General features: G+C 62.6%; 21 protein-coding genes. 11 read left to right on the forward strand and 10 right to left on the reverse strand.

Going from position 1 to position 22,239, the window contains the following annotated elements:
- Positions 1 to 30: 30 nt before the first annotated feature.
- The 5 genes from D6T63_RS09105 to D6T63_RS09125 are packed head-to-tail and all read right to left on the reverse strand — an operon-like array spanning position 31 to position 4,408.
- Positions 31 to 684 carry a nucleoside/nucleotide kinase family protein gene (locus D6T63_RS09105; RefSeq protein ID WP_120148680.1) on the reverse strand — a complete coding sequence of 218 codons (654 nt, stop codon included), beginning with the start codon at positions 682 to 684 and terminating at the stop codon, positions 31 to 33.
- The gene (locus D6T63_RS09110; RefSeq protein WP_120148681.1) at positions 681 to 1,556 is read right to left on the reverse strand and encodes a sugar phosphate isomerase/epimerase family protein; all 876 of its coding nucleotides are present in this window, start codon (positions 1,554 to 1,556) and stop codon (positions 681 to 683) included. The genes D6T63_RS09105 and D6T63_RS09110 overlap by 4 nt, the downstream gene beginning before the upstream one ends.
- A 20-nt stretch (positions 1,557 to 1,576) precedes the next feature.
- On the reverse strand, positions 1,577 to 2,335 hold the full coding sequence (locus D6T63_RS09115) for an ATP-binding cassette domain-containing protein (RefSeq protein WP_120148682.1): 759 nt from the start codon (positions 2,333 to 2,335) through the stop codon (positions 1,577 to 1,579).
- Entirely contained in the window at positions 2,332 to 3,369 is a 1,038-nt protein-coding gene (locus tag D6T63_RS09120; RefSeq protein ID WP_120148683.1) for an ABC transporter permease, read from the reverse strand. The genes D6T63_RS09115 and D6T63_RS09120 overlap by 4 nt, the downstream gene beginning before the upstream one ends.
- Before the next feature lie 31 nt (positions 3,370 to 3,400).
- Positions 3,401 to 4,408, reverse strand: coding sequence for a substrate-binding domain-containing protein (locus tag D6T63_RS09125; RefSeq protein WP_120148684.1), 1,008 nt, complete (start codon positions 4,406 to 4,408; stop codon positions 3,401 to 3,403).
- A gap of 227 nt (positions 4,409 to 4,635) precedes the next feature.
- Here D6T63_RS09125 and D6T63_RS09130 point away from each other — a divergent pair, with 227 nt between their 5' ends.
- From D6T63_RS09130 to D6T63_RS09145, 4 genes are all read left to right on the forward strand, one after another.
- A complete protein-coding gene (locus D6T63_RS09130; protein ID WP_235830650.1) occupies positions 4,636 to 5,775 on the forward strand; it encodes an ROK family transcriptional regulator in 1,140 nt (379 codons plus the stop codon).
- 141 nt (positions 5,776 to 5,916) lie between these two features.
- The gene (locus D6T63_RS09135; protein WP_120148686.1) at positions 5,917 to 6,618 is read left to right on the forward strand and encodes a histidine phosphatase family protein; all 702 of its coding nucleotides are present in this window, start codon (positions 5,917 to 5,919) and stop codon (positions 6,616 to 6,618) included.
- A 15-nt stretch (positions 6,619 to 6,633) separates the two neighbouring features.
- Positions 6,634 to 7,206: a DUF3090 domain-containing protein gene (locus D6T63_RS09140; protein ID WP_120148687.1), complete on the forward strand. Its 573-nt coding sequence runs from the start codon at positions 6,634 to 6,636 to the stop codon at positions 7,204 to 7,206.
- Positions 7,206 to 7,973: an SCO1664 family protein gene (locus D6T63_RS09145; RefSeq protein ID WP_120148688.1), complete on the forward strand. Its 768-nt coding sequence runs from the start codon at positions 7,206 to 7,208 to the stop codon at positions 7,971 to 7,973. The genes D6T63_RS09140 and D6T63_RS09145 overlap by 1 nt, the downstream gene beginning before the upstream one ends.
- A 60-nt stretch (positions 7,974 to 8,033) precedes the next feature.
- Here the strand turns inward: D6T63_RS09145 and D6T63_RS09150 are convergent, their stop codons facing one another.
- A complete protein-coding gene (locus D6T63_RS09150) occupies positions 8,034 to 9,113 on the reverse strand; it encodes a TerC family protein (protein ID WP_120148941.1) in 1,080 nt (359 codons plus the stop codon).
- A 632-nt stretch (positions 9,114 to 9,745) separates the two neighbouring features.
- Between D6T63_RS09150 and D6T63_RS09155 the strand changes: the two genes are divergently transcribed.
- The 3 genes from D6T63_RS09155 to D6T63_RS09165 all read left to right on the forward strand — a co-directional run bounded on the left by D6T63_RS09155 (position 9,746) and on the right by D6T63_RS09165 (position 12,714).
- Positions 9,746 to 10,369, forward strand: a complete 624-nt coding sequence (locus D6T63_RS09155) for a maleylpyruvate isomerase family mycothiol-dependent enzyme (protein ID WP_120148689.1) — start codon at positions 9,746 to 9,748, stop codon at positions 10,367 to 10,369.
- A gap of 391 nt (positions 10,370 to 10,760) precedes the next feature.
- Entirely contained in the window at positions 10,761 to 11,600 is an 840-nt protein-coding gene (locus D6T63_RS09160) for a helix-turn-helix transcriptional regulator (protein ID WP_120148942.1), read from the forward strand.
- 187 nt (positions 11,601 to 11,787) lie between these two features.
- Positions 11,788 to 12,714, forward strand: coding sequence for an SDR family oxidoreductase (locus D6T63_RS09165; protein ID WP_120148690.1), 927 nt, complete (start codon positions 11,788 to 11,790; stop codon positions 12,712 to 12,714).
- Between the two features lie 716 nt (positions 12,715 to 13,430).
- Here D6T63_RS09165 and D6T63_RS09175 read toward each other — a convergent pair.
- Both D6T63_RS09175 and D6T63_RS09180 read right to left on the reverse strand, forming a co-directional pair.
- Positions 13,431 to 13,697, reverse strand: coding sequence for a hypothetical protein (locus D6T63_RS09175; RefSeq protein ID WP_147394326.1), 267 nt, complete (start codon positions 13,695 to 13,697; stop codon positions 13,431 to 13,433).
- Between the two features lie 224 nt (positions 13,698 to 13,921).
- Positions 13,922 to 14,383 carry a BLUF domain-containing protein gene (locus tag D6T63_RS09180; protein ID WP_235830651.1) on the reverse strand — a complete coding sequence of 154 codons (462 nt, stop codon included), beginning with the start codon at positions 14,381 to 14,383 and terminating at the stop codon, positions 13,922 to 13,924.
- 119 nt (positions 14,384 to 14,502) lie between these two features.
- Between D6T63_RS09180 and D6T63_RS09185 the strand changes: the two genes are divergently transcribed.
- Positions 14,503 to 15,267 carry a metallophosphoesterase family protein gene (locus D6T63_RS09185; protein WP_120148692.1) on the forward strand — a complete coding sequence of 255 codons (765 nt, stop codon included), beginning with the start codon at positions 14,503 to 14,505 and terminating at the stop codon, positions 15,265 to 15,267.
- A 340-nt stretch (positions 15,268 to 15,607) separates the two neighbouring features.
- On the opposite strand, the gene D6T63_RS09190 is transcribed toward D6T63_RS09185, so the two are convergent.
- Positions 15,608 to 16,540 carry an EamA family transporter gene (locus D6T63_RS09190; protein ID WP_120148693.1) on the reverse strand — a complete coding sequence of 311 codons (933 nt, stop codon included), beginning with the start codon at positions 16,538 to 16,540 and terminating at the stop codon, positions 15,608 to 15,610.
- A gap of 74 nt (positions 16,541 to 16,614) precedes the next feature.
- On the opposite strand from D6T63_RS09190, the gene D6T63_RS09195 reads away from it, so the two are divergent.
- The gene (locus D6T63_RS09195; RefSeq protein ID WP_120148944.1) at positions 16,615 to 17,523 is read left to right on the forward strand and encodes a LysR family transcriptional regulator; all 909 of its coding nucleotides are present in this window, start codon (positions 16,615 to 16,617) and stop codon (positions 17,521 to 17,523) included.
- Positions 17,524 to 17,634: 111 nt separating this feature from the next.
- Here the strand turns inward: D6T63_RS09195 and D6T63_RS09200 are convergent, their stop codons facing one another.
- Complete coding sequence (locus D6T63_RS09200) at positions 17,635 to 18,702, reverse strand: hypothetical protein (protein WP_147394327.1); 1,068 nt, start codon at positions 18,700 to 18,702, stop codon at positions 17,635 to 17,637.
- Positions 18,703 to 18,931: 229 nt separating this feature from the next.
- Between D6T63_RS09200 and D6T63_RS09205 the strand changes: the two genes are divergently transcribed.
- Both D6T63_RS09205 and D6T63_RS09210 read left to right on the forward strand, forming a co-directional pair.
- On the forward strand, positions 18,932 to 19,540 hold the full coding sequence (locus D6T63_RS09205; RefSeq protein ID WP_147394328.1) for a hypothetical protein: 609 nt from the start codon (positions 18,932 to 18,934) through the stop codon (positions 19,538 to 19,540).
- A gap of 27 nt (positions 19,541 to 19,567) precedes the next feature.
- A complete protein-coding gene (locus D6T63_RS09210) occupies positions 19,568 to 22,030 on the forward strand; it encodes an Ig-like domain-containing protein (RefSeq protein WP_235830652.1) in 2,463 nt (820 codons plus the stop codon).
- The last annotated feature ends 209 nt before the right edge of the window (positions 22,031 to 22,239 follow it).

The raw sequence follows: 22,239 nt of genomic DNA on the forward strand, positions 1-22,239 counted from the left end.
CAAGACCTGTGTGACAAACGCCGCAGGTCATCAGGCAGCGGCGACTTCTTCCAACCTGACGACGAGATCCGCTCGGTCCCGGGTGCTGCGGATCAAGTGCGCATTCGGCTCGTCGACCTGCGTCACCCACTCGGCGGCAGCGGCTGGGCTCTTCCCGAACCGTACGTGGCGGTCGATCAGGCGTTGGATCCTGACGTCGTCGTCCTGCTCGCAGTACCAGATCTCGGTGCACTGCTCCCGCACTTCATGCCAGCCAGGCGTATCGAGGAGGAGGTAATTGCCTTCGGTGAGGATGGTGGTGGCTGCGGGAAAGACCGGGATCGCACCGGCGATCGGTTGCTCGAGCGTCCGTTCGAATCCCGGCGCGTAGACCACGTCGTCGTGCCGTTCTCTCAGCCGTTTGAGGAGCGCTGCATACCCGTACGCATCGAAGGTGTCGGGTGCCCCCTTTCGGTCGAGCCTGCCCAGGCGGGTGAGTTCGACGTCGGCGAGGTGGTATCCGTCCATCGGCACATGCGCATGGCGCTGGAGCTCCGGTGACTCCTGCCCGGCGTTGAGCCGCATCATGAGTTGTTCGACGAGCGTCGTCTTGCCTGCCCCGGGAGCGCCGACGACCCCGATGATCACGGAGTCGGCCTGCGTCTTGAGTTGCGCGATCCGCTGAAGGAGTTCCTCCAGGGTCACCGCGTGGCCTGGTTCGCGTGCAGGTGGTTCTCCATGAAGGTACGTGCGTGGACCGCGAGGTCCTCGCTGTCGGTCCACAGGTTCCGCCAGACGGCGAGGTCGTTGGACAGGCCACGGGCGACGACGGCGGACGAGAAGCTCTCGAAGGTGATGGGACCGGAGTAGTTGATGCCGGCGAGGGCGTGGAAGAACGACGTGAAGTCGAGGTGTCCCGAGCCGAGGTAGCCACGGTGGTTCTCACCGATGTGCACGTAGCCCAACCGCTCCCCCACCTCGTACACCGGGGTCACGAGATCGTTCTCCTCAATGTTCATGTGGTACGTGTCGAGGTGGATCAGCACGTTGTCCTCGCCGATGTCATCGGCCAGGCGCAGCGCGTCGTGCGCGGTGTTGATGACGTTCGTCTCGTATCTGTTGCAGATCTCCAGTCCGAGGGTCATCGAGCGTGACTTCGCCTCGGCGGCGAGTTCTTTGAGGACACCCACCACGTTGTCCCTGCCTGCGGCCGTCATGGGGGCGCCGTACTTGCCGAGGGCGCTGAACAGGGCCCCGGTGAAATGGGTACCACCGAGTTCGTGCGTGATCTGCAGCGAGTCCTGGAGCAGCTTCGCGCCGCGGTCGACCGTCGCCGCATCATCGCTGGAGACATCGGCGTCGAAGGCCAGCCCGCGCGAGCAGACCACTCCGAGATCGTTCTCCACGAGGAGTTTCCTGGCGTGCTCGACGTCGAGGTTCAGCGAGTCGTGGAGGGAGAACTCGACGAGGTCATAGCCTGCGGCGGCTGTACGGGTGATGACGGTCTCGACGGAGTCGCGGGAGGTGTCGCCTGCCCACACGAGAGCGTGGACACCAAGCTTGTTCTGGATGGTCATGGGAATTCGTTCCTTCGTCTCTACTGCTCGCGGGAGCCGGTGATGAGGGCGACGATCTCGTCGCCGGTGGTTTCGCTGGTGCGCCTGCCTGCGACGCATCGGCCGGCGCGCATGACCCAGACCTGATCGCTGAGTCGCATGACCTGGCTGAAATTGTGGCTGATGAGGAGCACCGGGTGTCCGTCGTCGCGCAATCTGAGGATCAGTTGCTCGACTTTCGCCGTTTCCTGGACACCGAGCGCGGCAGTGGGTTCGTCCATGATGACGAGCCGGGAACTGAAGCCCGCAGCCCGGCAGATGGACACGGCTTGCCGCTGCCCGCCGGACAGTCGGCGGACCTTGGACTTCACGGCCGGCACGTTCACGGCGAGGGTGGACACCATGCGTTCGGCCTCCTGGCGCATCGCCTTCCGATCAAGGAAGCGAATCGGTCCAAGGCCGCGGGTGAGTTCGCGGTTCAGGAAGAGGTTCTGCCAAACGGTGAGGTCATCAACCAGCGCCAGGTTCTGATGCACGGTCTCGATGCCCTTTTCCCGGGCGTCCTCCGGGTTGCGGAAGTGTGTCTCCTCGCCGTCGAACCGGATGGAGCCTGACTGCGCACGGTGGATACCTGAGATGCAGCGGACCAGTGTCGACTTCCCGGCGCCGTTGTCTCCGACGATCGCGGTGATCTCACCGGGGGCGAGCGTGAGACTCACGTTCTGGAGGGCCTTGACGTTGCCGAAGGACAGGGAAACATCCTGCACGTCGACGATCGGTTGGGTCGTGGTGGTGGTCATTTCTGGAACCTCGAAAGTAGGGCGGCGAGGATGACGACGACGCCGACGGCCAGGGGCTGGTAGAACTGCGACACGTTCATCAAGGTGAGTCCGTTGGTGAGCACCGTCAGAAGCAGTGCACCCACGATGGGTCCGAAGATGTTCCCCTTTCCACCGGCGAGGCTGATACCTCCCAGGACGACGGCGGCGACCGAGTTGAGCAGGAACGTCATGTTCGCTGCCGGTTCGGAGGCGCCTACCCGTGCGATGAGCATGATGGCAGCGATACCGGCGAGGACACCGGAGATCGTGTAGACCGCGATCTTGATGCGGGCCGTGTTGATGCCGGTAGCCTGGGCTGCTTCCTTCGACCCGCCGGTCGCGAACAGGTGCGTTCCGAAGCGAGTCCTGAAGAGCAGCACGTGAGCCAGAACGGCGATCACCGCAGCGACGATGAAAGGAAAGCCGAAGATCAGCAGGCCATGCGTGGAGAAATTGATCAGGTCCACACTGAAGACCGAGATCGGCTTTCCGTCCGAAAGCACCAGGGCGAGGCCGGATGCCACGGAGAGTGATCCGAGGGTCACGATGAAGTCGGTGATCTTGCCCTTGGCCACGAGAATGCCGTTCAGGAAGCCGATCAGCGCGCTTGCCACGACGGCGGAAATCATGCTGATCAGCAGGCCTGCGCCCTGGGAGAAGGCGATACCGAAGGCGATCACCCCGAGGGTCATGGTCGATGCGACGGACAGGTCAATGCCGTCACTGAGGATCACGAAGGCCTGACCCACTGTGAGGACCATCAGGATCGACGACGCGACGAGGATCGATTGGACGTTCCCGAGAGTCAGGAAGACCGGATTCAGGGCGGTGAACACGATGACGAGCAACACCAGGCCGATGATGGCGGCGTGGTCGGCCCAGAATCCGATGCGCCGCAGGTTCGAATACCAGCGGTCGCCGTGCGGCGCACTCGGAGACGGGGGCTGTCGGGTACTGGTTGCCGGCGGTGTCTTCCCTACCGGAGGCGTGGATGTATGCGGAACGGAGGACATGGCGCCTGGCTTCCTTGGTCGGGCCTGAATGCTACTGAGCGAATGGATTGTCGAAGTCTTCGAAGGGTGCGGGTGCGGCGGCAAGGGCGTCGGAGACGTTGTCCTTGGTGACCAGGGCCACCGGTGCCTCGACGTTCTCGGGGAGCTCGTCGCCGGCAGCCGCTGCTGCGCAAGCCTGGGCCCCCATCTCGCCGATGGCGTAGGGGTACTGGGCCACGGTCGCCGTCAGCTCGCCGGATTCCACGCCCGACAGGCCCTCGGGGACGCCGTCGACGCTGATGATGGACACTGTTCCGGTGAGGCCGGCATCCGCGACGGCGCGGGCGACACCCAGGCCCATGATGTCGTTGGCCACGAAGAAGCCAGCGATATCCGGGTTTGCGCGCAGCAGGTCCCCGGCCTTGGTCAGGGCGACCTGGCGATCCCAGTCCGCCGAGACGGTCTCCAGGACCTGGCCCTTTCCACCGAGTCCCTCCGTGAACCCCGTGACCCTGTCGCCGCTGGTGACGTCACCGGCGATGCCGCCGATCACGGCGACCTTCGCGCCGTCGTCGACGAGGCTCGCCATGTGCTCGCCGGCCAGATTGCCCGCGGAGACATTGTCCGTGCCGATGTAGGTGTCGGGCGTCGCGTTCGCGGACGCTGCAGCGTCCGGATCGACCGGGCTGTCGATGTTCACGACGGTCTTGCCGCTGGCCTTGAGTTGCGCCACGCCCTGCAGCAGGTTGTTGCCGCTAATGGGGTTGATGATGAAGCAACTGAAGTCCTGGCCGGCCAGCGAGGAGAGCCGGTCCGCTTGGCCGCTCGTGTCGGTGATGTCCTGGGCGGCCTGGACCGTGATGGAGTCATCAGCTGCCTTGATGCCCTCTTCCATCGACTGGAAGAACGGGTTGTCGAGGCCCTTGATGACGGCGGCGGTCTTTGCTTCTCCGCCCCCGGACGCAGCGGGCGTGGTGGCGGTGGTGCTGCACCCCGCGAGGGAGACAACTCCCACAGTGGTGGCGGCGATAACGATCAAGGTGTTCCGTAGCTGTGGCATCGTTGCCCCTTCTGACTTTGAAAACCATATGTACGTCGAAGTAACGTTGGGTGTTAGCATAACTACAGGTTGTGACGTACGCAACTACCAGCTCTGATCGGGTTAATATGACAAGCAGGGTCCGCAACGAAGGGGTGAGAGTGGGCGACAGTCCGTACACACCACCGCCCACAGGTGGTGCAACAGGTGGCACCGTGGAAATCCTGCAACTCTTTCGATCAGGACTCGTGCTCACGAAAACAGAGGTTGCTGCGCGGACAGGTCTGTCCCGCTCGACCATCAACCAGCGCATCGACTCACTCCTCGATACGCGTCTCGTAACCCCCTCCGGAGCGGAGTCCACGAAGGGCCGCCCAGCGGAGTCTTTTGCCTTCAACCGCACGGGTGGGCATCTGCTGGTCGCTGATATCGGCGCAACCGGAATGCGCGTAGGGCTATGCGATCTTTCCGGAACCATCCTGGCTGAAGTGGAACTCACCATCCCGGTCACCGAGGGCCCCGACATCGTCCTTGGTCTCGTAGGGGATGAGTTCGTGCGCCTGCTCAAGGGCGCCGCCGCCCTGCCCGACTCCGTGGTGGGCATCGGCATCAGCGTGCCCGGTCCGGTGGACACGGCGTCCGGGCAGGTGGTGCACCCGCCGATCATGACGGGCTGGGACCAGTACGACATTCCCGGCTGGTTCAGCCGCGGTTACGACTGCCCCGTCATCGTCGACAAGGACGCAAACGCGATGGCATTCGGGGAACAGCAGGTATCGCACCCCGAGGTCAGGCACCTCCTCATGGTGAAGGTGGGCACCGGCGTCGGATCCGGCTTGATCTCAGATGGCCGGCTACATCGGGGAGCGGACGGGGCCGCGGGGGATATCGGCCACAACTACGTCTCGAAGCCCGCATACGTGCGGGACGAACCGGAGTGCCGATGCGGCAACATCGGATGCCTGGAGGCTTATGCGGGTGGTTGGGCGATCCTCCGCGACCTCCAGGCCCTCGGCGTCGATGCAGATTCGGTGGACGATGCCGTCAGGTTGCTGCGCAGTGGCAATCGGGATGCCGTTCGGCTGGCGCGCAACGCGAGCCAGCTCCTCGGCGAGGCCATCGCGGTCACTGTGAATCTCTTCAATCCGCAAGTTGTCGTAATCGGCGGGCAGCTGGCCGCGGCGGACGACTACCTGTTCGCCGGCATCAAGAGCGCCGTGTACCGCCGGTCCCTGCCACTCGCCACGCGCAGGATCCAGATCGTGGGCGCCACGCAGGGAAAGCAGGCCGGCATCATCGGCCTCGCGCTGCTCGTCGCTCAATCCGTCTTTTCTGACCTCCCGTTGCCCATGCTGCGGCCCACGACCGCCGATAGGGTCGCTAGCTAGGACAATTGCGCATAGCACACCCCTTCCGCATACCGGCTGGGCCCGAGGCCGCAGTCCTGGTGATTCCTCAGAACGGATGGGTCCTCCCCTGCTCAGAACACCCGGTAACACCGTCGTCGAGCGGGTGGTTAGGGTGGATGGATGGCCACAGTTATCCTCGTGCGGCACGGCCGCACCACAGCGAATGCCACCGGACTGCTGGCCGGTCGATCCGTCGGCGTCAGCCTGGACGAGATCGGGCGCGACCAGGCGGCCCTGACCGGGGACCGGATCGCGGCCGTTCCCGTCGTCGGAGTGGTGTCGAGCCCCCTCGAGCGCTGTCAGCAGACCGCCCGGTTCATCCTCGATCGGCAGACCGGCACCCCGCACGCGCCTCTCGATCCCGACCTCACCGAGTGCGATTACGGCCAGTGGCAGGGCCGCACGCTCACCGAGCTCGCGACCGAGGATCTGTGGTCGGTCGTGCAGTCGCAACCGTCCGCCGTGACCTTTCCCGGTGGCGAATCCATGGCCGCGATGCAGGCCAGGTCGGTGGCAGCAATTCGACGCCACGATGCTGCCTTCGAGGCAGAGCACGGGCCAGGGGCCGTGTGGGTGGCAGTGAGCCACGGCGACATCATCAAGTCGATCCTCGCCGACGCGCTCGGCATGCACCTCGACCTGTTCCAGCGAATCAACGTGGGCCCCGCCTCCGTATCGATCGTGCGGTACGGCACCAGTCGGCCGAGCGTCTTCGCAACCAACACCGACGCCGGAGATCTGTCGTGGTTGTCGAACAGCGGCCAGTCCGACGATGCGCCGGTAGGCGGTGGCGCAGGGCACACGGCGCCACGAACCTCATGAGCCTAAAATAGTTCCATGCCCACAATTGTTCACGAGTTTGCCTGGCCCGATCGGGTCATCGTCGGCACCATCGGCGTTCCGGGGGAACGCACGTTCTACCTGCAGGTGCGCACCGGAAAGCAGATCGTCAGTATCGCCCTGGAGAAACAGCAGTCTGCCCTGCTCGCCGAGAAGATCGACGAGATCCTCGACCAGCTCATCAAGCTCGAGGGCAATCCCTTCAGCATTCCCACGAGCACTCCCGTCGAACTTGTCGACAATGACCAGCTCGAGGCCGTCGAGGAACAGTTCCGGACCGGCACCATGAGCCTGGGGTGGGACCCGACGACGGCGCAAGTCGTCATCGAGGCCTACCCACTCATCGATGCTGATGCTGATGCTGATGCTGATGCTGATGCCATCGAGGAATCGCTCGATGAAGACGGCACCGACGCGCCGGAAATGCTGCTGGTCCGCATGCCGGTCGGCACCGCCCGTGCCTTCGCCAAGCGCACCCGTGAGGTCGTGGGCGCCGGGCGTCCGATCTGCGTGCTCTGCGGTTACCCCATAGACGCCGACGGGCATGTCTGCACCGTTCCCGAGGTCTGATGCCGGCGCCCGACCTGGTGACCGCCGAGCTGACGCTCACCGGCCGCATCACGACGGCGTCGAACGCTACCTTCCTGGGCAGCATCGGCGAGGCGGCTGTCGTCTATAAGCCGATCAAGGGCGAAAAGCCGTTGTGGGACTTTCCGGACGGGTTCCTGGCGCACCGGGAGGTTGCCGCCTACCTGGTCTCCGAGGTTCTCGGCTGGAACATCGTGCCGCGCACGTGGTTGCGCGATGGTCCGTTCGGCGAGGGAATGGTGCAACTCTGGCAGGAGACGGACCCCGACCAGACGGCGGTTGATCTGGTCGCGGCCGACGATGTACCGGAGACCGGATGGAAGCAGGTCCTCGAGGGTCGAGACGAGAACAACCGACGAGTCGCCCTCATTCACGAGGACTCGCAGGCTCTGCGACGCATGGCCGTTTTCGACGTCGTCGTCGACAACGCCGACCGCAAAGGCGACCACGTCCTCGCCATGGAGGACGGACACCGACACGGCGTGGATCATGGACTTACCTTCAACAGTGATCACAAGCTGCGCACTGTGCTCTGGGGGTGGCTGGGAGACCCGCTCACCGCCGAGGAGCTCGATGGCATCGATCGTGTCAGCGACGGGTTGAACGGTGAGTTGGGCCGGGACTTGGCGGACCTGCTCACCGCCGAGGAAATCGCTACGCTCGCCGCGCGCTGCGCCCGGTTGCGATCGGCCGGCCGGTTTCCGGTTCCCCGTGGCGAAATGCCGGCCGTGCCCTGGCCGCTGTTCTGACGGACGCACAACGTCCCGGCCTCTTGTAGCAGGAAACCGGGACGTTCGTCGTCGAGCGGGTTACTTCCGGCTGGTCGCGGTGCTCTTGCCGTCGTCGAGCCCGGACTCGATGTCCGTACCCTCGGCATCGGCCGTGACGACGGGCTCGCCCTCAACCTGATCGCGATCCTTCTTCGCGCCGTCGCCCCGGGTCTTCAAGAGGCTGGCGACGGTGGCGACGGCGATCGTGGCGCCGATGAAGAGCAGCGAGAGCCAGATCGGGATCTCGGGCACCCAGAGGAGCGGTTCGCCGCCGTTGATGAAGGACAGCTCGTTGACGTGCAGGGCGTGGAAGACGAGCTTCACGCCGATGAACGCGAGGATCACGGCGAGGCCCTGCGCCAGGTAGACCAGGCGCTCGAGGAGTCCGCCGATGAGGAAGAACAGCTGACGCAGGCCCATGAGGGCGAAGGCGTTGGCGGTGAAGACGATGTACGCCTCGTTGGTGAGGCCGTAGATCGCGGGGATGGAGTCGACGGCGAAGATCAGGTCCACGAAGCCGATCGCGATGATGGTCAGCAGCATCGGCGTGACGTAGCGCGTGCCACCCTTCTTCACGGTGAGCTTGTCCTCGTGGTACTCGTCGGTGACGGGGAGCACGCGGCGGACGAGCTGCATGAACTTGCCGTCAGCCGGGTTGGCGTCGTGGCTGCCGAAGGCCTGCTTGTAGGCGAGGAAGAGCAGCAGTGCGCCGAAGATGTAGAAGATCCAGGAGAAGTTCTCGATCAGACCGGCGCCGATGGCGATGAACGCGCCACGCAGGATCAGGGCGATGATGATGCCGATCATCAGCACCTTCTGCTGGTACTTCTTGGGTACCGCGAAGCCCGTCATCACGATGAGGAAGACGAAGAGATTGTCGATCGAGAGGGCCTTCTCGGTGAGGTAGCCGGCGAAGTACTCGCCGCCGAACGTCCAGCCGGAGACGGTGCCGATACCGACGCCGAACAGCAGGGCCAGGCCGATGTAGAAGGCGGACCAGCGTGCGGATTCACCGATGGTCGGTTCGTGGGGTGTGCGCACGTGCGCGAAGAACTCGTAGACGAAGAAGAGGATCGTCACGGCAATGGTGATCAACCAGATGGTGGGGGTGACCTGCATGAGGTGTACTCCAGAGGGGTAGGCGTCGGACATAGGCGCCAAGGTCTCCTCCGCCCGGCCTGAGCCGGTACCGATGGCCCGGGATGCATCAGTGCATCCGTAGTGACGGGTCCATCGCAGTCGGGAGTACTCCCCTTGATACATCGATGCTAACGCATCGGGTCGGGTGCTAGTTCCTTTGTCGAGGAGGGACCGGGGAAGACTTCCCTGATCATGTGCCAGCTCGAACCCGCCGCCAAAAAAGCCGCTAGTCGATCCCTCAGCGGGACGATGAAGTTTCACTCATGCTTTGCTGGGCCACGACCCCGATCAGTCACTTTGTAAGGCATGCCGTCCCGGTCATATGTGGTCCATTCGTCTACCGGCTCACCCATCTCGAAATACCCGGACCTCTTCAGAGTGCCGTCGATTCTGTACCACTCCCAGTAAGCAGGGTCAGCCGATGCCCCACCGACAGCTTCAGCGCAAGCGCCAAGGGAAAAACCCTCGAGCGGTAGGGGCCGGGTGCTGATGAATTCAGGTGCAACGCCGGAGTTCTGAATCCGGTACTTCCGCTTTCTGTTCCTGCCGATGATTTCTGAGGTTCAGTTGCGTCTACTGCTTTTATAAGCACTCAAGGACGAAGGACGAACATGAAGAATAATTGGCAGCTCGTGCATCAGGAACGCCAAGCCCTGGCTGAAGATCTCGCATCGCTGACCGACGCGCAGTGGTCCGTTGCCTCTTCATGCGTAGCCTGGGATGTTCACGATGTTGTTGCTCACCTGACCGGGTCAGCTGGAACCACTCGACGCGGCTTTTGGGTGTCCCTCGCTCGGGCGGGCTTTGACTTCGACCGAGCGAACGCGCGGGAAGTAGCAGCCGAACGAGCCGTTACTCCTGCAGGAACGCTTCGAAAATATAGGGCGTCGATGACCAGCACCACCAGGCCTCCCGGGCCGTTCATCACCAGACTCATCGAGATCGTCGTGCACGGTGAGGACATCAGGCGACCTCTCGGTATCAAGCGCCCAGTCGTCAACCTGACGTTGGAGGAAGCGTTGATCTACCTCTCGGGTGACCGCTTATCCGGCGGGAGGAAACGGCTTGCTGGCTTGGAACTCACCGCGACTGATGAAGGATTCACGATCGGTTCGGGGCAGGTCGTCCTGGGACCAGCGTTGTCGCTTCTTCTCGTGGCGTCCGGACGTCCGGCAGCCCTAGAAAATCTCCAGGGACCCGGCCTCTCGCTTCTGCAGGAACGCCTGAACGCCTGAGCGGGATGAGACCAGCCATGACCTCCGTGCTCTGCACAAGACACAGTGTCCGTGTCAGATATCAGGGTCCGGTCCGTGTCCGACCAAAGACTGTCACCCACTTCGACCGATGAGGAATCTGGGACGGGGCTGCCCTGACGGCGGCTGCTTGACCATGTCAGGACAGCCACAGCCAGTCGAACACCGGACTCGGCTTCGCGCAGGGTTTCCGCGGCCGACCACGACCCCTCGACAAGGCCGAAGAACAGCAGGGTCTCGTATGGGAGCCACTTCAGGTCATCAGCCCTTACGACTCCGGGCCCTAGCCTTCATCTAAGGGTGGTCTGAGAGACCGTGGATAGCTGAGCGTCAACGCGCTAGACAGAAGGCCTGCTACGAAGGGATGGTCGGCATGATTGATCGTGAAGGTTTGGGCTCGTTTCTGCGGCATCGCCGTGAGGCGCTGCAGCCCGAGGATGTAGGGCTGATGCGGGGCCAGCGAAGGAGGACCAGTGGCCTGCGCCGTGAGGAAGTAGCCGGGCTGTGTCACATGTCAACCGACTACTACGCCCGGTTGGAGCGCGGCACCGGACCGCACCCTTCGGAGCAAATGATCACCTCGATCGCCCAAGGGCTGCATCTGGCTCTCGGGGAACGGGATCATCTCTTTCGCCTCGCCGGACACACACCTCCTTCCCGTAGCGTCCGCAGCGAGTTCGTCAGTCCCGGGCTGCTGAGGATCCTCGACCGGCTGACCGATACGCCGGCGGAGATCATCACCGAGGTAGGAGACACTCTGCGGCAGACACCTCTCGGCCTGGCCCTGCTCGGAGACGCTTCACTGCGCACAGGCCCAGGGCGCAGTATCGGGTACCGGTGGTTCACCGACCCGACAGTCAGGGAAGCGTACCCACCCGAGGAACGTGACCAACTGTCCCTTCTCTACGCCTCAGGACTCCGCCAGCTTGTCGCCCTCCGCGGACCAGGCTCACGTGCCGCCGAACTCGCCGCGCTCCTACAGGACAATGAAGACTTCCGCCGGGTCTGGGACACCCAGGAAGTCGGCGTGCAGCCGCCCGAGGTCAAACGATTCCTCCACCCCACCGTCGGCCGAGTGGATCTGAACTGCCAGACCCTACTCGACCCAGACCAATCCCACCGCCTACTCGTCTACACGGCAGTGCCGGGCAGCGACAGCTACGAGAAACTGCAACTGCTGACGGTCATCGGCGCGCAAACCATCAGCCCCTGACCTTGCCTCACAGCATCTGGTCGCGAAGCATGTGGCGTCGGAGCCTGTGGCGTCCCAGTAGCGACAATCATCCGCTGCTTCGTTATCCGTGGATCGACAGGTCCTAGATGTGGTGCGGCAACCGGTACAGCATGAACTCAGGCACCGATCCCGGTGATCACCGAACACTCGACCGAAGGACCCTGAGATGCCACGAAGTTACGACCTCCCCATCCCTAACCTGACCGGACAGATCGCCGTCGTCACCGGCGCCAGCGACGGCATCGGCACCGTCATCGCCACTCGTCTCGCACAAGCCGGCGCGGAAGTTATCATGCCCGTCCGCAACCAGGACAAAGGCGCCGCCGTAGCGGAAGGGATTTGCACCGGCGTCGACGGCGCGGAGGTCAGCACCCGACCCCTGGACCTGTCCTCCCTGACCTCCGTCACCGATCTCGTCACCACCCTTTCCGCCGAGGGACGAACCATCAACATCCTGGTCAACAACGCCGGCGTCATGCGCCCACCCGCACGGCAGGTCACCCAAAACGGGTTCGAACTGCAATGGGGCACGAATCACCTCGGCCACTTCGCGCTCACCCTGGGCTTGATGCCGCTCCTCAGGGAAGGCCACGCCCGTGTCACCCACCAGACCAGCGTCGCTGCACGGAAAGGCACCGTGGACTGGGCAGACCTGAACTACGAGCAGAACTACAACGTAATGAAGGCCTACATCAGCTCCAAGATCGCCGTCGGCCTGTTCGCCCGAGAACTCGACGCTAGAAGCCGCGTCAACGGGTGGGGCATCAGCAGCAACCTCTCACACCCCGGCATTTCCCCCACGAACCTGCTCGCCGCGCAGCCCGGAATGGGACGCGACCGTGTACCCCCGGAGCGCCGCCTCATCGGGGCACTCTCCCTCATCGGCCTGGCCGGAACCCCACAGAACGCAGCGTTACCCGCGCTCATGGCAGCCACAACCCCCGACAGCGGTGACCAGTTCTTCGGACCCAAACGCACCGCAGGCGGTCCACCCACCGCCCAGGAACACTGGGCACCCATGCAGAACATGGACGACGCACACCGTATCTGGGAAGCCTCCGAACAGCTCATCAATCTGAGAACAGCCCGCTGACCAGGAGGATCCATCCTAGAACTCGCCTGCCACGGCCACTCAAGGCGAACCGGCGAGGTTTCGTCGGCGGGCTCCCTTCCCCGCTAGCTCTTCGCATCAGAATCGAGGTCGAGGGACTGGAGAACTTCCGCCAAGCAGAGGTCACCCGTGCACTGGGTAGCGCTGAAGGTACAAGCGCACTCCGACACTGCCTCTTTGCTTGGGCTGTAGTGCGAACAGGCCCTGACCCAAGCACTGCTCGACGGCACGATCGCCGGTGCCACGCTGGACGTGCGCGAGAGCGAACCCCTTACCCGACGACAGCCCTCTCCGGGGACTGGACAACGTACTCATCACTTCGCACCTCGCCGGACAGACAGTTGAGGCGTGACGATCCGTGTGACCCTAAAGGCGAAGTGACCCGGTCAAAGCGTTCTACGACTACTGCGCCCCGATCACACCGAATTACGCAGACCCTCGCCTCTTGCTCTCGGATAGATGGAGCCGAGCGTCGATCGGACCGTCCACGGCATTGATTTCTTGAGGCTTACGGCCCTACCCAGCTCTCACGATTTCCGCAGCATCATCTTGCAACCGTTGAGCTGCACCACGGTTTCTGGGGCGATCGAAGAATCAAAGTGGCATGGGCGAGTTGATCGGGCACTGAGTGGAAGATGGCTGGCCACTTGAGCAACTCGCTATCACTGGGCGACGAGCAGCCCTGATGGCGCGTTGTTTCAGCGGCGGGTGCGCGGCCGGGAGTATCGGCTCACGAGATCGTTGAGCGCAAGCGTGGCGACGATGATCGACACGGCGACGCCCGCGAGCATGACGTAGAGTCCGACCAGCATCGACATGGGCGAACTCGCCTCGGTCAGGAAACCGATACCGCCCACTGCTCCAACAACCCAAAACACAGTCACGGCGAGCAGCACCGCCATCGACGGCAGGGCCGATTTGTTGTCCCTGAGCCACTGCACTTTTCGTCCTGCTTCAATCCCCATGAGCGCCATGCTCCAAGTGTCCTTACCCGTCGATCACAGAGCGGGCGAGGACACGTCTCGACTGGGTCACAATGTGGATTCAACACACCGGCTCAGCACATGGTTGTGCCACCAGGCTCGGCTGTCCACCAGGGTCATCGGTATCCGGCGGAGTCCGCGACATGGAGTCGGGACATCATGAGGGTACTCTCACGCACGCACACACACAGCGTTAGCTGCTGGAGTCACCGTAGTGGGATCGCACGTTCCTGGAACCAGCGGATCAGCTTCTGAAGGGTGCGGATTGTCCTAGCGGGGTCCGGGTCCGAGTCAGCATCGGCGAACGTCCGCTCGTAGCCAGGCACCTCATCGGATAGCTCGTGAGACATGATGGGACTGATGGACTCGTAGGCCATGGTCCAGTCCGGGAATTGTCGTTGTTCTGCGGTGTCCTCGACCAGGATGCGGATCGCTCTATGACGGGTGTCCTCGATGATGGCGCTCATTCGCTCACGCACAGACATCGCCGGGCCTTCGAGAACCTGAAGAAAACGGCCTTCCCGGTACAACAACATGCCTGTCACCAGCGTTTCAGCGTTGTTGCGTCGGCTTGTCGTCAACAATGCGATCAGATCCGCCTCCGTGAAGAGGTCCACGGCGGTACTGGTATAGACAATCGATAGCAACTGATCCTCCTGGAGCATCATGGCAGCGAGCCTAGCCGAGGTACGGCAGCAACTTAAGCTTCCACTTCTCAACAAATGCGTACTGAATCGATGGGATCAGTCGACTAGCTGAAGAGACCGAGCTCGGGCACGCTGAGAGCATGACGACCACCATCGCGGTACTCTCCGACATTCATGGGATGCTTCCGGCTCTAAACCGGGTACTCGCGGAGCCAGCTGTGCAAGCCGCTGAGCTGATAGTCGTAACCGGCGACCACACGTGGGGCCCGCAACCTGCTGAAGTGCTGGATCGACTCATCGGACTAGGTGATCGCGCAGTTCTGATCCGCGGTAACGCCGACCGAGAGCTCCTGCAGATGGCTCAAGGCATGGATGTCGGCCTCAATGATGACCCCCTCTCGGTGTGGGGTGCAGCCCAGTTGTCGCCTGCTCATCTCGAGCTCCTGGCCGACATGCCCGAGCAACTCATCCTGGATGTGCAGGGCTTCGGTTCCGTCTTGTTCTGTCATGCCACCCCTCGTGACGATGAGGAAGTTGTCCTCGTCGACAGCCGACTCGAACGCTGGGAGCAAGTCCTGCAGGAGATGCCGACGGAGGTGCAGACGATTGTCTGCGGGCATACACACATGCCGTTCATGCGACTCGCCGCGAACCGTTTGGTGATCAATCCCGGCAGCGTCGGGCTTCCCTACGGTAGGGCCGGTGCGCACTGGGCGCTGCTTGACGACGGTGCTGTCACCTTCGCTCGAACAATCCTCGACAGTAATCAACTCATCGAGGCCGTCCGGTCGACGTCAACTTTCCCGCAAGTCACCAATTGGTTGGAGGATGCAGTTCGCCACCCTGCAACCGATACGGACGCCATCAAAGCCTTCGGACCCAGAGACGGCCGCCCGTCCCAGTGAAGGAGTATGTCTTCTGAGACTGCCGTGCTCACTGACCAAACACACCTATGTAGACACCGTCGTGGCTTTTTATCGGACAGGGCTCTTCATCAGATGCTGCCTTGTCGTTCGATCACGAGGATGCGGGCTTCGGGGGCTGGGTAGGCGACGTGCTCGTCTCCTGGTTCGGCGTAGCAGATGCGCCCTGGAGTGAGTCATTCTACGTATTCACCAGTGTCGTCGCGGTAGTGCATGTCGACGGCTCCATCGAGGACCACGAAGACTTCGGCCCGGATCCTCTTCAGACATGGCTTGGAGAAGAGCTGCCCCCCCCGAGTTGCTTAACATCACATTCGTTTACCTACTGCTTGGCGGTTGTGGTTGCTAGAGCGGGTGATGGGGTCGGGGGTGATTGTTCGGTGCGGTTCCGGCCGCCTGTAAGCACTGCTGTGGCTACTCCGCCTAGGAGAAGCAGTCCGCCGACTATCTCGGTGATGGTTGGCTGTTCCTGCAGGATCAGCCAGGCGGTACTCATTCCGACGACGGGAACGAGCAAGGTGAACGGCACCACCGCAGATGACGGGTATCTGGCCAGGAGGTGGTTCCAGATCCCGTAGCCGATCAGGGACGCGAAAATCGCTGTGTAGAGGGCGCTCAGGACAGTGGCGGTCTGCAGATCGGTAATCGTTGCGGCGACAGCTTCCGGACCGTCGATGACGAGAGAGAGCCCAGCCAGGGGCAGCGGCACGACGGCGCCGGACCAGACCACCAACCCGAGTCCGGATGCGGCTTTGGCTTTGCGTGCGATCACGTTGCCAGCAGCCCAGGAAAGAGCTGCTCCGAGCACGATGATCAACGGAAGCAGTGGCGCTACCGCGCTGCGGCCCAGGGCTACGACGGCCAGACCGGCAACACCTAGGATGACACCGGCGATCTGGCGCCGACTCGGACGTTCACCGAGGAACGCGGCGGCCAGCAGCACGGTCAGCAGTACCTGTGCTTGAAGCACCAGGGAGGCCAGACCCGCCGGCATGCCTAGCGCCAGGGCCAGGTACAGCAGCCCGAATTGCCCGGCACTCATGAAGAATCCCACGCCGAGAATTGCCGCCCAACTCACGTCAGGCTTCCGCACGAAAAAGATCCAGGGAAACACCACCAGAGCGAACCTCATCGCTACGAACAGCAAAGGCGGGACATCGCGGCCGTTGGCATGAAGACCTAGCTCGATGGCCACGAAGTTCAGCCCCCATAGGACGGCGACGAGGGCGGCAAGAAGGGAATGGCGGAGACTCATATTCATCATCCTGTCGTAGCGAAGGGATGAAGCACCAGCGTTGATTTCCAACCGCTACCGTGTACGTTTGCTTCATGGTGGATATCGGGGCACTGCAAGCCCTAGCAGCTGTCGAGCAGCACGGATCCGTTGTTGCTGCCGCGCAGATGATGGGTTTCAGTCCGTCAGCCGTATCCCAGCAGATCAAGAAACTGGAGAAACAAACCGGCTTTTCGGTGTTGGAGCGGCACGGACGCGGAGTGCTGCTCACCGAACGCGGCCATGCCCTTGCCTCGTACGGGCGCCGTATTCTCGCGGAACTGGAAGAACTCCAGGCCACACTGTTAGCTGATCCAACTGCACCGCATGGCCGGCTGCGGGTTGTGTCCTTCTCCACCGCATGCCGGGGTCTGGTGGGACCGATGCTGGGAAGAATCAGTACCTCCAAAGTTGATCTGGATGTCACGGTGGTCGCGGAAGACCCACGCGAAGCGGTAGCCCATGTCGCTGACGGCACAGCCGATCTGGGCATCGTCCACAACTGGAACTCCGTGCCACTGGAGGTGCCCGACCATCTACTACTCGAATGGCTGTGTGAGGATGTCGCGGACCTGCTAGTCCACCGCAACCATCCTCTTGCCGGGTATGAGGAGGTTGAACCGTCCCAACTGATCAACGAGCACTGGATCAGCACCCCGCACGGCGCCATCTGCAACGAGGCTCTCCTGCGGATCTTCGCCGATCTGGGACGCATTCCGCAGATCAAGGTGTACGACCCTGACTTCGCAACCCACATAGCGATGGTCGAACAAGGAGCACTCGTCGCGCTCATGCCTCGCCTTGGCCGTTCCCCCTTGCCCGCCGACGTGATCGCGATACCGATGATCAACCCCGTACCGGCACGCCAGGTAGGGCTGGTGCACCGCAGGACGATGGCTCAAAGCCCAGGCATCGGACATGTAGTAGGGCTCCTGCGCGAGATCACACTGCAGACGGTTAGCTGAACCCCATCGCGTTGCACTCACCGCGATGGGCACGTGCCGCGATGGGCCGCCTTATCTCGCGGTCGCGCGGTACTTTGACAGTGGCTTACCACCAGGATATGGAGGTGAGCGCTACGTCGTGGTCGGCGTGGTCGATTTAGCGCCACGAAGGTACTTGATCCATCTAATCGTTTCCAGAGACCAAAAACAGCAAAAGAGCACAATCTCGTACCACTCCAGAATCAACACCCTGTGCTCGGCGTCGTATTTCGACGCTAGGAGAAATACGGCTATAGAGCCAACCGACATGAGCCCTGCCAAGATTTTGTAAAAGTGGCGCAAGGTGCGATCCGCTGCCTGCACAGTGCGCTCTGGGTCGCCTTCTGCTGCAATATTCGGCCACCCATGGCTAAACACCACCACTATCAACGAGGCGATCATGAAAATTGCTGCGATAGTGTGCACATCGAACTGGAATGAATTCAAGGAAAGCCCCGGCAGCGTCACCCTGTCAACTGCGACGGACAACAATTGTGAGTATGCCAAGGTGACGAAAAAGATTACTGCCGCTGCTGTGCAGAGAACTATTGCGCGCTTACCCCGTCCGCCCCTGACGAGGAGGTTTACAGTGCGGCGGGACTTGATCAACTCTCTGATCAGCAACACGGCGCAGAACAAGAGGACGACGGTCAGTGTGATCCGCAGAGACAAGCCGTACCCCTCCGCGGTCAATGCCGGCTCTGCGCCCCTGAGCGCAGTGGGCAATTCGTCCGGAAGGTCACCATCGCTTCTCAAGGCAACGGCAAGGGCCGCTTCACGATTGCGCAAGTCACGCATGATGGTATCCAACTCGGCTGGTACCAACGCCACGAAGACGGCGAAAAAGCCCGCCGAGTTCAGTGCGAAATCCTCCACTGCGAACCACCCGCGGTAGGTCACCATACACGCGGCGGTAGCGATGATTACCGCGACGAAGACGTCTCTCATCGGGCCGCCGTAGTAGGCGCTGATCGAACTCTCGAATCCCCCAGTCTCCCGCGCATACCAGGCGGTAACTAAAAACAGCAGGAAGGGAAGCCCAATCATCATCCACCGCAAGAAGCTGTAGGTAATCAGCAGGTCGTCGTAGTCACGTCGGGCCACGGTTATCGTGGCTCCTGGCTGATCGGGAGCAACTTCATCCTGCAGGGGGCCTTGCATGCCCGAATTTTGCTCCAACCTTTTAACCGGCGTCAAGAGTGCGTATCAACGCGCCCCAGCGGGACGGCCTCCGTAGGCAGCAGCGTTCCTTGCCTGTACGCTGGCGATGTCGGTGCTGGGCGTCGAGTTATACACGAGGGGCACTCGTCCGGCAAGTTCCAGCTGACACTCTTCAGTTTGACACGGTCTCAACCAAAGGTCTCACACCATGAAAAATCCTTCAGCGCGCATGCGCAAAATCGCTATGCTCGGTGCCGCTCCTCTTGCTGTGCTCGTTGCCGGGGGGATGGTCTGGCAGGGCTCGCAGGCTGCATTCACCGCTTCTACGCGCAATGCCGGTAACTCCTGGAGCACCGGAAATGTCGTCCTGAACGATGATGACCTCGGAGCTGCCGCGTTCACCGTAGAGAACATCGTTCCAGGGCAGTCCGGCGAGAAGTGCATTGTGGTCACCTCCCAGTCGAACGTCGCCGGGGAAGTGCGGGCCTATACCCAGAACCTGATCCCCTCGCGCGGCATGGAGGACAGGATCTTCATCGACCTGGAGCAAGGCACCGGCGGCTCCTTCGCCGACTGCACCGACTTCATCCCAGCGGCCGAGAACACCGTACCGGAGCTACCGCTGTCGACCCTTGCAACGGTCAACAGTGACTTCGCGACGGGCGGTTCCGCCTGGCAGACCGCCGGCACCCCCGGAGAGACTCAGAGTTACCGGGCCACCTGGCGCTTTGAAACCGGCGACATGAGCCAGGACGCGATCAACGCCCTGCAGGGCGCGCGGACCGGCATCGATCTCGTCTGGGAGCTCCAGTCAGACGACTCCCCAACTGCCCCGTAACGCGGGCATACAGGAGACAGTGACTTTGTGAACCGGGAGGAACCCGGGCACGTCCCGGTGTCCTCCCGGTTCGGCTTGGTGTTTTCCGCTGACGGGTGGGTGTCCTTCGTGGCGTCCGCCCTGTCGCGCCTATATCTGGGTGTGGTGCTCAGCCTTGCCCTGATCGCGATCCTGCCCCTTCTGCTGCCGTCGCTGAATTTGCACGGCACGGTTGTCCAAAGCGGGTCGATGGAACCACACATCAGTGCTGGCGACGTCGTTCTCGCCGCTCCCCTGGAACCCCGAACGCCCGCCCCCGTCGGCGGAGTGGTGGAGTACACCAGTCCTGCCTTCGCGGAGCCCAGTGGAGTGGACAAAACCCGGCTCCATAGAATCGTCGCCGAGAATACGGATGGCACCTTCGTCACCGCCGGCGATGCGAACGCCGACGTGGACAGCACGCCGCTGACCCTCGAGCAGATCACGGGACAGGCACGGCTTCTGGTTCCGATGATCGGTCTGCCCGGATTGTGGCTGAACATCAGGGATTATTCGTCGCTTGCATGGTGGTCCGCGTTGACTCTCCTCGCCATCGTCATGGCCCTCTTCGGCGGTCCGCGCAGTGATCCCCACGATAAAGATGCTGATGAGGAGGATCCTGCAGGCAGTGACGGAGTTGCTCCATCCGGCGTCGCGGGCTTCACGGTCAGGGTTGGTGCGGCCGTAGGAATGATTGCAGTGATACTGGCTCTCGTCGTCGCCAGTGGCATCATGTCATCGACCGCCGCCTTCACAGCCACCACCGTAAATTCCCCGAATACGTTCGGTGCAGCTGCTGACTGGACCCCGCCGTCCGTCACCATGGTCAGCCCCGGCCCATCAGTGCAGGCCACCACGGCCCTCGCCGCTGAAGCTTCCGACACCGAAACCGCCATCAGCAACATCACAATCGAGTACCAGGCAGACGGAGGCACCACGTGGACAGCCGTGTGCACGGTGACCACCGCTCCCTACGCTTGCGATTGGAACACCCTAAGCGTGCCGGACGGCTCGTATAGTCTGCGCGCCACCGCCACCAGCACCATCGGCCTCAGCGCCACCTCCGCCGAGGTGCACACCACGGTATCCAACACCTTCATGGTCACCCTTGCAGACCCCGGCGAAATTCAGCGCGGCACAGTCGTTCTAGCCGCGACCCTCTCCGGCTCAGGCTCACGCAGCTACTCGGTACGCACGGAATACTCCCTGGCCGGAAGCAACCGGTGGAGCGCTCTGTGCACGACCGTCGCCGCACCCTATAACTGCGCCTGGAACACTGGCGGTCTTACCAACGACTACTACGACTTGCGCGCCGTCGCCGTATCGGGAAGCACGACGACCTACTCGGAAACCATCACTGATGTCCTGGTCGACAATCTGGCGCCCGTCGTCACCCTGAGCGACTCCGGTACGCCATTGAGTGGAACCAGAACTTTCACAGCAACCGCGACCGATGCTCATTCCGGTATCGCCCAGGTCCAGATGCAGTACAACCGAACAGGCACACCCACCTGGACAACCATGTGCACCATCGATACGGCGCCGTTCTCGTGCCGGTTCGACACGACGACCCTGACCGCCGGCGCCTACAATTTCCGTGCTATCGCCACCGACGCTGCAGGTACCAGTACAACCTCAGCCGTCGTGTCGAATCGAACGGTGGACAACACCATTGCCTCCGTGTCGGTAGAAGACCCCGGCGCCTACCTGACCGGAATAGCAAGACTTACGGCATCGGCGAACTCCACCGCCGGAATCCGGCAAGTACGTATCCAATCCGCGCCCACGGGAACCACCGCCTGGACCACGCGCTGCATCCCCACCGTCACCCCGTACAGCTGTGACTGGGACACCAAGAGCGTCCCCGACGGTCTCTATGACCTGCGCGCGGTCCTCACGGACAACACCGGACGGGAGACCCTGTCGGCGACCGTCAGCGCCCGCAGGGTAGATAACAGTCCGCTACGCGGTGCCGACATCCAGACAACCAACGGTCCCGGGACACCAGGAGCACTGGGAGCCGGCGACTCCATGACGTTCACCTACAGCCAGCAGGTCAACACCGCCACTGTTGTCTCCGGATGGACCGGAGCCGCGCTGCCCGTGACCGTTCGCTTGCGGGACGGGAACCTGCTCGGTCTCGGCAACATCGGGGACACCGTCGACATCCAGCGTTCCGGCACCACTGTCACCCTCGGCACGGTCAATCTCATGCAGAACTACGTCAGGAACCGTAAGACTGCCACCTTCATCGCGACGATGACAGCCACCACTGTGACTACCAACGGAGTTCCACGAACGGTCATCACGGTGGCACTCGGCGCCGCCACCAACGGACCTGGCAATCTCCGCACCACGATCACCCCATCGACCATGATCTGGAACCCCACCACCGCAGTCGCCAGCACCACCGGCACCCCCAGTTCCAGCGCCCCGGTCACCGAAACAGGCCCCCTCGACAGAGACTTCTGACCCCCGTACATCAGCACTGCCTCCACATCCGGTGGCACGGAGGAGTCCGCAACGCTTCCCCCGGAGGCTCCCGCCCGTCAGACCGCACCAACCTATGAGCGTCCTACAGAGCCTGTACCCATCCTCGAGCAGCCACTGCGCGAACCTCCTCTGAATCCACCAATCGTCCAGCTTTCGCCGAGCCGACAACTGCAGAGAAAAAGGGCCCA

The organism is Arthrobacter cheniae, from assembly GCF_003602275.1.
GTDB classification, from domain to species: Bacteria; Actinomycetota; Actinomycetes; order Actinomycetales; family Micrococcaceae; genus Arthrobacter_D; species Arthrobacter_D cheniae.